Below are 10,602 nucleotides of genomic sequence, written 5' to 3' on the forward strand. Positions count from 1 at the left end.
TTCCGATCGCCGCAAGGATCTTCCTGCTGCCCGTGATCCACGGCCCGCAGCGTCGTTGGTACGTACGGGGGACACAGCGGTCAGCGTTCGGCGCCGGTCCACGGCGCGCGAGGCCCGTACCGATGTGCAACGCAACTGTTACAGCGGGAGGACCAACAGCCGTGGCCGTGACCGAACCTGCTGCGGCGGCGCTGTCCGTCGCACACGAGGGAATCCTGCGCAGACAGTCGCTGCGCGAGTCGGCAGCCCGCACCTATGCCCGCTCGCTCCCCATCGTCCCCGTACGGGCGCGGGGTCTGACGATCGAGGGCGCCGACGGCCGGCGCTACCTCGACTGCCTCTCCGGCGCCGGGACCCTGGCCCTGGGGCACAACCACCCCGTGGTCCTCGAGGCCATCAAGAAGGTCATCGACTCGGGCGCACCGCTGCACATCCTCGACCTCGCCACCCCGGTCAAAGACGCCTTCACCACCGAGCTGTTCGCCACGCTCCCGCCGCAGCTCGCCGACGACGCGCGCATCCAGTTCTGCGGTCCCGCCGGCACGGACGCGGTGGAGGCGGCCCTCAAACTGGTCCGCACGGCCACCGGTCGCCGGGGGCTGCTCGCCTTCACCGGCGCGTACCACGGGATGACGGCCGGCGCGCTCGACGCCTCCGGCGGCGCCACCGACGTACGCGTGACCCGGCTGCCCTTCCCACACGACTACCGCTGCCCCTTCGGCATCGGCGGCGAACGCGGCGCCGAACTCTCCGCGCGCTGGACCGAGAGCCTCCTCGACGACCCCAAGAGCGGGGTCCCCCAACCCGCCGGAATGATCCTGGAACCGGTCCAGGGCGAGGGCGGCGTGATCCCGGCGCCCGACGACTGGCTGCGCAGGATGCGTGAGATCACCGCCGCCCGCTCCATCCCGCTGATCGCCGACGAGGTCCAGACGGGCGTCGGCCGGACCGGCACCTTCTGGGCCGTCGAGCACAGCGGCGTCGTGCCCGACGTCATGGTCCTCTCCAAAGCCATCGGCGGCTCCCTTCCGCTGGCAGTGATCGTCTACCGGTCCGAGCTCGACGCCTGGCAGCCCGGCGCCCACGCCGGCACCTTCCGCGGCAACCAGCTCGCCATGGCGGCGGGCGCCGCCACCTTGGCGTACGTACGGGAGAACCGGCTCGCCGACCGGGCGGCCACCCTCGGCGCCCGCATGCTGGGCCAACTCCAGGGCCTGGCCGCGGCAGACCCGCGGATCGGCGACGTCCGCGGCCGCGGGCTCATGATCGGCGTCGAGCTCGTCGACCCGGACGCCACCGCCCCCGACGCCCTCGTCCCGCCGCCCGCACCCGCCTTCGCCGCAGCCGTTCAGCAGGAATGCCTCAACCGCGGGCTCATCGTCGAACTCGGCGGACGCCACTCCGGCGTCGTACGGCTGCTTCCCCCTCTCACTCTCACCGACGAACAGGCCGTGGCCGTCCTCGACCGCTTCGCCGACGCTCTGGCCTGCGCCGGACGCTCCACGCAACGCCGCACTGACAACGGGCAGTCGTACTGACCCCGGAACATCACAAGGAAGCCCCGTGAACTCCACCCCCGCCCCCGATGTCCCCGAGGCCGACGGCCGCCCTGCCGCCCACCACCGAGGAGGGGCAGGCACGCGCGTCCCCCTCACGGCCGAGACGGCCACCGTCCCCCGCCAGCAGACGGCCGGCCCCGGCGAGCACGCCACCCCCCTGCTGACCACCCCGGCCGCCGCCCGAGCGACCGAGCATCTCGACCACCCGGACCCCTGCCGCGCGGCGGACGGGGCGGCCGCCGAGAACCTGCTCCGCTGCTGGGTACGGGAGAACAACCTCGCCAGGCCCGACGGCGCCACCCTGCGCATCCCGCTGCACGCCAGCGGCACCGCGCTCCTGGTCCCCGTCCGCTACTGGTCGCCCGCCGGCTGGCACCGCTTCGGCCAGCCCTCCCTGGAAGGAGCGCTGCGGGACGCGTCCGGCGCCGACGCCGTCACCGTCGCCGCGCTGCTCGGCCGGGAAGCCGGCCAGAGCGAAGGCGTAGACCTGGTCGCCCGCGTCGCCGACTCCGTCCGGCGCACCGCCGACTTCATCGCCGACCGCCGGGAGCGCCCCGCGGCGGTGCCCGAGGCCGACCTCTTCCTCACCGCCGAGCAGTCACTCCTGCTCGGCCACCCGATGCACCCCACGCCCAAGAGCCGCGAAGGGCTCTCGGACGCCGAGATCCGGCTCTACTCGCCAGAGCTGTACGGCTCCTTCCCGCTGCACTGGATGGCCGTCGACCGCTCCGTCCTCGCGAGCGACTCCGCCTGGACCGAACACGGCCGCACCGTCCCGGCCGAGCAGCTCGCCACCCGGATCCTCGGGGACGTCCAGCTCCCCGACGGCACCGTTCCGCTGCCGCTGCACCCCTGGCAGGCCCGCGACCTGAAGCATCGCCCAGCCGTCGCCGCGCTTGTCGACGCAGGCCTCCTGCACGACCTCGGCCCCTCCGGCGATCCCTGGCACCCCACCTCCTCCGTCCGCACCGTGCACCTTCCCGGTGCGCCGGCCATGCTCAAGCTGTCTCTCGGCGTACGCATCACCAACTCCCGTCGTGAGAACCTCCGCAAGGAACTCCACCGCGGCGTCGAGGTCCACCGGCTGCTGCGCACCGGCCTCGCCAAGCAGTGGCAGGCGGCCCACCCCGGCTTCGACATCGTGCGGGACCCGGCCTGGCTGGCCGTGGACACCGCCGACGGCGAGCCCGTGGGCGGCCTCGACGTCATGATCCGCCACAACCCCTTCGGACTCGGGGACGACGCTGTCTGCATCGCGGGGCTGACCGCGCCCCGCCCCCTGCCGGGTCGCCCAGGAATGCACTCGCGCCTCGCCGACATCGTGGACCGGCTCGCCGCGCGCACGGGCCGCCCCATCGGCGCCGTCGCCGCCGAGTGGTTTCTGCGCTACCTCGACCACGTCGTACGCCCGGTGCTCTGGCTGGACGCCAACGCCGGGGTCGCCCTCGAAGCCCACCAGCAGAACACGCTGGTCATTCTCGACCCCGCCGGCTGGCCCGTCGGCGGCCGCTACCGCGACAACCAGGGCTACTACTTCCGCGAGTCCCGGCGCGCCGAGCTCGAGCACCGCCTTCCCGGCATCGGCTCCCGCAGCGACACCTTCGTCTCCGACGACGTCACCGACGAGCGCTTCGCCTACTACCTCGGCATCAACAACGTCCTCGGGCTGATCGGCGCCTTCGGAGCCCAGCGGCTCGCCGACGAGCGCGTACTCATCGCCGCCTTCCGCCAGTTCCTGACAGCCGCGACCAGCATCGGCTCGCCCCTGCCCGCGCACCTCCTCGACGCCGCCACGCTGCGGACCAAGGCCAACCTCCTGACCCGCCTCTGCGGCCTCGACGAGCTCGTCGGCCCGGTCGACACCCAGTCCGTCTACGTCACCGTCACCAACCCCCTTCGTTCCTGAAGGAACACAGACCCGACAGAACAGCGAGAGGAGAGCGCCACCATGCCTCCCACGGATGCCAGCACCGACATCGGCGCCGGACTCACCCCCCAGCTCGACGGGGGACCCGAGGACACCTTGGACCTGCGGCTTCCCGACGAGCTCCTCGCGCTGTTCCCACAGGACGACCTGACGGGCCCACCACGGCCGGCGGACGACGGCGCAGGCGATCTGCTGGACACCCCCGCCGAATGGGGTCCGGCCGACACCTCCGCCGGGGCCCTTCAGCTCGTCCCCGTACGCATCGAACGCGACCTTCCGCTGATCAGCCGCTGGATGAACGACCCCGCCGTCGCCGCCTTCTGGGAACTGGCGGGACCCGAGTCCGTCACCGCCGCCCATCTGCGCGCCCAGCTCGACGGAGACGGCCGCAGCGTCCCCTGTCTGGGCGTGCTCGGCGGAGTCCCCATGAGCTACTTCGAGATCTACCGAGCCGATCTCGACCCCCTGGCCAGGCACTACCCCGCCCGCCCCCATGACACCGGCATCCACCTCCTCATCGGGGGCGTCGCCGACCGCGGTCGGCGTCTGGGCTCGACCCTGCTCAGAGCCGTCGCCGACCTCGTCCTCGACCATCGGCCTCGCTGCGCACGCGTCGTCGCGGAACCCGCTCTCCGCAACACCCCCTCTGTGTCCGCCTTCCTGAGCGCCGGCTTCCGCTTCTCGGCGGAGGTCGAGCTCCCTGACAAACAAGCCGCCCTCATGGTCCGCGACCGCGCGCTTCGCAATCTCCTGTGAACGACCCGCTGTCTTACATACACCGCTCGACCCGCATCGGTTCCACTCGAGGAGTCCCCGTGCCGAAAGCCCCCGTATCCCACGACTCCGCTGACTCCGCGCAGCCGCCGGCGGTCCCCTTCACCCCGCGGGGGCTGAACACGGACAACTGGGACCGGGCGGCGAGCCGCCTCCTCGCCAAGATGATCGGCGAGTTCGCCTACGAAGGGATCATCGAGCCGGTCCCCTTCCCGGCATCCGGGCCGGCACCCGAATCCGCCGCCGCCTTACGGCCCCCCGGCCGCTACACCCTCGCGCTCGACGACGCCGACAGCCTCTCCTTCGAGGCCAAGCGCGGCGCGTACGGCAGCTGGCGCGTCGACCCCGAGACGATCACCTATCAGAGCGAGCCCTTCACCGACCCGCTCTCCTTCCTCGTCCGAGCCCGCCGCCTCCTCGAGCTCGACGGCGCGACGCTCGGTCACCTCCTGCGCGAGCTCACCGTCACCCTCGTCTCCGACACCGGGCTGGACGACACCGCGGTCACCGCCGCCGAACTCGCCGAACTCGGCTACGCCGATCTCGAAGGCCATCAGACAGGTCACCCCTGGCTCGTCCTCAACAAAGGCCGCATCGGCTTCTCCGCGGCCGACACGGCACACTGGGCGCCCGAGGCCCGGCGCGCCGCACGCCTCCCATGGATCGCGGTCAGCACCGACCTCGCCGCCTACCGCGGGGTCCCCGGACTCGCCGGCCCCGAAGACCTGTACGCGCGCGAACTGGACGCCGCGGTACGCGAGTCCTTCGACGCGGCGCTGCGCGCCAAAGGCCTCGACCCGGGCCGGTACCTGTTCCTGCCCGTGCACCCCTGGCAGTGGGACGAAGTGCTGCTTCCCCTCTTCGCCCCGGCCATCGCGCACGGCGACATCGTCCCGCTCCCCACCGACGGCGACCTGCGGCTGCCCCAGCAGTCCATCCGCACGTTCGTGAACGTCGACCGCGCCGATCGGCACACGGTCAAGCTGCCGCTGTCCATCCTCAACACCCTGGTCTGGCGCGGGCTGCCCACCGAGCGGACGCTCGCCGCGCCGGCCGTTACCTCCTGGGTGCACGGACTGCGCGACGCAGACCCCTTCCTACGGGAGGAATGCGGTGTGATCCTCCTCGGCGAGGTCGCCTCCGTCACCGTCGAGCACCCCCTCTACGACCGTCTTCCCGAGGCGCCCTACCAGTACAAAGAGCTCCTCGGCGCGATCTGGCGCGAGCCGCTGGAGCCTCGTCTCGCTCCCGGCGAGCGCGCCCGGACCCTCGCGTCGCTTCTGCACACCGACCCGCACGGCCGCGCCTTCACCGCGGAGCTGGTGACCCGCTCGGGGCTCGCGCCCGCCGTCTGGCTCCAGCGGCTCTTCGCGGCTCTGCTGCCTCCGCTGCTGCACTTCCTCTACCGCTATGGAACCGTCTTCTCGCCCCACGGCGAGAACGCCATCGTCGTCTTCGACGACCAGGACGTACCGGTCCGTCTCGCGATCAAGGACTTCGTCGACGACGTGAACGTCAGCGCCCAGCCGCTGCCGGAGCACGACGCGATGCCCGACGACGTACGCAGGATCCTGCTCACCGAGGAGCCGGCCTTCCTCACGCAGTTCATCCACGCCGGGCTCTTCGTCGGCGTCTTCCGCTTCCTCGCGCCGCTGTGCGAAGTGCAGCTGGGCGTGCCGGAGGACCGGTTCTTCACGCTCGTACGGGCGGAGATCCTGCGCCACCAGGCCCGCTTCCCGGAGCTCAAGGACCGCTATGAGATGTTCGACCTGCTCACACCGCGGATCGAGCGCCTCTGCCTCAACCGCAACCGGCTCCACCTCGATGGCTACCGCGACCGCCCCGAGCGCCCCCACGCCGCCGTCCACGGCAGCGTCGCCAACCCGATGAGCTCCCTGAGCCCTCCGGATGAGCCCATCTGTGATCGCGTTGTCAGTGCCGCCCCGTAGGGTGGACGCGCTATGACGAAGCCATCCCTCCCCGAGCTCCTTCACGCCGCCGTGACCGCCGTAGGCGGTGTGGAGCGGCCAGGCCAGGTCACTATGGCCGAGGCCGTCGCCGAAGCCGTCGACGACAATTCCCATCTCCTCGTCCAGGCCGGCACCGGCACCGGAAAGTCCCTCGGCTATCTGGTGCCCGCGCTGGCGCACGGGGAGCGCGTCGTCGTGGCCACGGCCACCCTGGCGCTCCAGCGCCAGCTCGTGGAGCGCGATCTCCCGCGGACGGTCGAGGCGCTGCATCCGCTGCTGCGCCGCCGCCCCGAGTTCGCCATGCTCAAGGGACGGTCGAACTACCTCTGTCTGCACCGCCTGCACGAGGGTGTTCCGCAGGAAGAGGAAGACGGACTCTTCGACCAGTTCGAGGCCGCCGCGCCGACCAGCAAGCTCGGTCAGGATCTGCTGCGGATGCGCGACTGGTCCGACGAGACCGAGACCGGGGACCGCGACGACCTGACGCCCGGCGTCTCCGACCGGGCGTGGGGACAGATCTCCGTCTCCTCCCGGGAGTGCCTGGGCGCGTCGAAGTGCGCGTACGGCGCGGAGTGCTTCGCCGAGGCCGCCCGTGAGCGCGCCAAGCTCGCCGATGTCGTCGTCACCAACCACGCGCTGCTCGCGATCGACGCGATCGAGGGCGCCCCGGTGCTCCCGCAGCACGAAGTGCTGATCGTGGACGAGGCGCATGAGCTCGTCTCCCGGGTGACCGGCGTCGCCACCGGCGAGCTCACCCCCGGGCAGGTCAACCGCGCGGTGCGCCGGGCCGCCAAGCTGGTGAACGAGAAGGCCGCCGACGCTCTCCAGACCGCGGCCGAGACGTTCGAGCGGCTGATGGAGCTCGCGCTCCCCGGCCGTCTCGAGGAGATCCCCGAGGATCTCTCGTACGCCCTGATGGCACTGCGGGACGCGGCGCGCACGGTCATCTCGGCCCTCGGCTCAACCAGCGACAAATCGGTCCAGGACGAGAACGCCGTGCGCAAGCAGGCCCTCGCCGCCGTCGAGAACATCCATGACGTCGCCGAGCGGGTCGTCCAGGGCTCGGAGTACGACGTCGTCTGGTACGAGCGGCATGATCGCTTCGGCGCGTCCCTGCGGGTGGCTCCGCTCTCCGTGAAGGGCCTGCTGCGCGAGAAGCTCTTCACCGAGCGCTCGGTGGTGCTCACCTCTGCCACCCTCAAGCTGGGCGGCGACTTCAACGGCGTCGGCGCGTCGCTCGGCCTCTCCCCTGAGGGGACGGAGGGAGAGGACGTTCCCCCGTGGAAGGGGCTCGACGTCGGCTCGCCGTTCGACTATCCGAAGCAGGGCATCCTCTATGTCGCCCGCCATCTGGCGACGCCGGGCCGCGAGGGGTCCCGCGGCGACATGATGGACGAGCTCGCCGAGCTGGTGGAGGCGGCCGGCGGTCGCACGCTCGGCCTCTTCTCCTCGATGCGAGCCGCCCAGGCGGCCGCCGAGGAACTGCGCGGCAGGCTCGACCATCCCATCCTGCTCCAGGGCGAGGAGACCCTCGGCGAGCTGATCAAGACGTTCGCGGGGGACCCGGAGACCTGTCTGTTCGGCACGCTCTCCCTCTGGCAGGGAGTGGACGTGCCGGGGCCCAGCTGCCAGCTGGTGGTCATGGACCGCATTCCCTTCCCGCGACCTGACGATCCGCTGATGAGCGCTCGCCAGAAGGCGGTGGAGGAGGCCGGCGGCAATGGGTTCATGTCCGTCGCCGCGACGCACGCGGCATTGCTGATGGCGCAGGGCGCGGGCCGTCTGGTCCGGGCCACGGGGGATCGGGGCGTCGTCGCCGTATTGGATCCTCGGTTGGCCAATGCGCGGTACGGCAGCTATCTGAAGGCCTCGCTGCCCGACTTCTGGTACACGACGGACCGCAATCAGGTGCGTCGCTCGCTGGCCGCGATCGACGCTGTGGCCAAGGCGGACGGGAAGTAGCCGTCAGGGTGCGGTAGCCGTCGCGTCCGGCAGGTCAGCAAGTCCGGAAGGTCGGGAAGATCCGGCAGGTCAGAAAGAAAGAAGGGGAGCGGGCGGAACGCACTCAGCGGTCCGCAGGTCCCACCCTGCCGCCGCGCCCGAGCGGGTGTTGCCGTGCGGTCCTGTCCGATCGGCGTGCAGTGGTGGCCGAGCCGGTGAGGGATCGCCCGGAGAAACGAGCGGCCCGCTGGAGCAGGGCCGGGCCCGAGCACAACAGGGCCCCGGGACCGGCGCAGTGGGTCCCGGGGCCCGGTCAGAGCCGGCGGGTGTGTCACACCCGCCGCAGCACCGCCACCACCTTGCCGAGGATGGTCGCCTCGTCGCCGGGAATGGGCTGGTACGCAGCGTTGTGCGGGAGCAGCCAGACGTGCCCGTTCTCCCGCTTGAAACGCTTGACCGTGGCCTCGCCGTCCAGCATCGCGGCCACGATGTCGCCGTTCTCCGCGACCGGCTGGCGGCGCACGGTCACCCAGTCCCCATCGCAGATGGCTGCCTCGATCATCGAGTCTCCGACGACCTTCAGCACGAACAGCTCTCCGTCGCCGACGAGCTGGCGGGGGAGCGGGAACACGTCCTCGACCGACTCCTCGGCGAGGATCGGACCGCCGGCCGCGATCCGGCCGACCAGCGGTACATACGACGCGGCGGGCTTGCCGGTCGTGTCGGTCGGCTGGTTGCTGGGCTGGTCGGAGCCGCGTACTTCATACGCCCGGGGGCGGTGCGGGTCCCTGCGCAGGAAGCCCTTCCGCTCCAGCGCCATCAGCTGGTGTGCGACGGAGGAGGTGCTGGAAAGTCCGACCGCCTGGCCGATCTCGCGCATCGACGGCGGGTATCCCCGCCGCTGCACGGAGTCACGGATCACCTCGATGACGCGCCGCTGCCGATCCGTGAGTCCAGAGCTGTCCGCCCGGATGCCTGGAGGTCGGCCGGGCAGCGAACGCGTGGGCTTGGGCCCCTCCGGGGTCGTGGCTGCGTCATTCATGGCATGCACCGGCTCGAATCGGTTCTGGGAGCGGTCCTGGGCAGTGATGGTGGCACTGTCTGCGGTGGTGGTCACGTCGGCCCCTCTCGAATGGTCTCCCTAGCTGGACAACGGTAGTTGGTTTCGAAAGGTTGCGCCAAACACACGTTCGAGTGAAAAATCGCAGATTGCCTGACGGTGAAAGCTGGCTGGGTGTATGTGCGAACGATCGAGTCGTAAGGCAATTCGGGCCATTACGGTAGCCTCACCGCCGGGACGCGCTGAGGCGGGGTAGTTCCCAGTCTCGCACCCGACGGCCCGAAATCCGTGGAGCCGCGCGCTCCCGCTACCCTCGTGCCCGTCCCTGAGGTCTCGCGCCCGGCTGCCGGCCGCCCGGCTGTCGGCGTTGCCGCGGGCGGGTTCGCCCTCGGGCGCGCACCCCGCCAGGCTCTCGCAGGGGCCCTCCGGCCCTGCGGTCCGGACCCCCGCAGGACTCCTTCGGGCGTCCTGCGCGTGCCGGTTCCGCGCCGCCGCGGCGGCTGTGCGAGGCTGCTTCGCGCGGCCTCGCCGCCCGGCGCGCGCCAGTACCGGCGCCGGAGGTGCGGCCCCCCGGCGACGGGGCGTCGCGGCCCGTGCGCGCCCGGTCTCCATGCCCGGCCCGCCCGACACGCGCTGCGCGGCCAAAGTGCCCCCAACCCCAGATCTAGTGGTTGGATTGTGCGTGTCGCCCACAAGTTGTGGTCCCCGGTCCGCCAAGCCCGTGGCCATCGCCTATGCTTGGGGCTGCTTCGGAGGGCTTCGACCAGTCGATCGAGGCTATTCAGTCGTGCTGTGAAGGAGGGTTGGGAGCCAATGCACTGCCCCTTCTGCAGGCACCCCGACAGCCGTGTCGTCGACAGTCGCACCACCGACGACGGAACGTCGATCCGGCGTCGCCGGCAGTGCCCCGACTGCTCCCGCCGCTTCACGACGGTGGAGACCGCCTCGCTGATGGTGGTCAAGCGCAGCGGCGTGACGGAGCCCTTCAGCCGTACCAAGGTCATCACCGGTGTGCGCAAGGCGTGCCAGGGGCGACCGGTCACCGAGGACGCCCTCGCCCAGCTCGGCCAGCGGGTCGAGGAGGCGGTGCGCGCCACCGGCAGCGCCGAGCTGACCACCCACGACGTGGGTCTGGCCATACTCGGCCCCCTGCAGGAACTCGACCTCGTCGCCTACCTGCGCTTCGCGTCCGTGTACCGGGCGTTCGACTCACTCGAAGACTTCGAGGCCGCCATCGCGGAGCTCCGCGAGCAACGGCCTCCTGCACAAGAGCGCGGAGCCGGCGAGACCCTCGAGGTCCCGGTGCCCGCCACCGCCGCCGACTGAGCGACACCGGCCGGGCGGCCCAGTCCCGCGCGAGCGGGCCGGCCG

General features: G+C 71.5%; 7 protein-coding genes. 6 read left to right on the plus strand and 1 reads right to left on the minus strand.

The features are described 5' to 3' along the window. Nucleotides 1-161 precede the first annotated feature (161 nt). From AB0M39_RS13725 to AB0M39_RS13745, 5 genes are all read left to right on the plus strand, one after another. Nucleotides 162-1,538, plus strand: coding sequence for a diaminobutyrate--2-oxoglutarate transaminase family protein (locus AB0M39_RS13725; RefSeq protein ID WP_365363615.1), 1,377 nt, complete (start codon nt 162-164; stop codon nt 1,536-1,538). A 25-nt stretch (nt 1,539-1,563) separates the two neighbouring features. Next, a complete protein-coding gene (locus tag AB0M39_RS13730) occupies nt 1,564-3,465 on the plus strand; it encodes an IucA/IucC family protein (protein WP_365363617.1) in 1,902 nt (633 codons plus the stop codon). 42 nt (nt 3,466-3,507) lie between these two features. Further along, the gene (locus tag AB0M39_RS13735) at nt 3,508-4,242 is read left to right on the plus strand and encodes a GNAT family N-acetyltransferase (RefSeq protein ID WP_365363619.1); all 735 of its coding nucleotides are present in this window, start codon (nt 3,508-3,510) and stop codon (nt 4,240-4,242) included. Nucleotides 4,243-4,376: 134 nt separating this feature from the next. Beyond that, nucleotides 4,377-6,209 carry an IucA/IucC family siderophore biosynthesis protein gene (locus AB0M39_RS13740; protein ID WP_365363709.1) on the plus strand — a complete coding sequence of 611 codons (1,833 nt, stop codon included), beginning with the start codon at nt 4,377-4,379 and terminating at the stop codon, nt 6,207-6,209. 12 nt (nt 6,210-6,221) lie between these two features. Then, nucleotides 6,222-8,192: an ATP-dependent DNA helicase gene (locus AB0M39_RS13745; RefSeq protein ID WP_365363621.1), complete on the plus strand. Its 1,971-nt coding sequence runs from the start codon at nt 6,222-6,224 to the stop codon at nt 8,190-8,192. 310 nt (nt 8,193-8,502) lie between these two features. Here the strand turns inward: AB0M39_RS13745 and lexA are convergent, their stop codons facing one another. After that, nucleotides 8,503-9,288, minus strand: coding sequence for a transcriptional repressor LexA (gene lexA, locus AB0M39_RS13750; RefSeq protein WP_365363623.1), 786 nt, complete (start codon nt 9,286-9,288; stop codon nt 8,503-8,505). A gap of 756 nt (nt 9,289-10,044) precedes the next feature. On the opposite strand from lexA, the gene nrdR reads away from it, so the two are divergent. Next, on the plus strand, nt 10,045-10,557 hold the full coding sequence (gene nrdR, locus AB0M39_RS13755) for a transcriptional regulator NrdR (RefSeq protein ID WP_365363625.1): 513 nt from the start codon (nt 10,045-10,047) through the stop codon (nt 10,555-10,557). Nucleotides 10,558-10,602: the final 45 nt, after the last annotated feature.

Origin of the sequence: Streptomyces sp. NPDC051907, assembly GCF_040681075.1 — a bacterium.
Classification (GTDB): domain Bacteria; phylum Actinomycetota; class Actinomycetes; order Streptomycetales; family Streptomycetaceae; genus Streptomyces.

Coding starts and splice junctions, on each gene's coding strand:
- AB0M39_RS13735 (WP_365363619.1), top strand. CDS start 3,508: ATGCCTCCCACGGATGCCAGCACCGACATCGGCGCCGGACTCACCCCC.
- nrdR (WP_365363625.1), top strand. CDS start 10,045: ATGCACTGCCCCTTCTGCAGGCACCCCGACAGCCGTGTCGTCGACAGT.
- AB0M39_RS13745 (WP_365363621.1), top strand. CDS start 6,222: ATGACGAAGCCATCCCTCCCCGAGCTCCTTCACGCCGCCGTGACCGCC.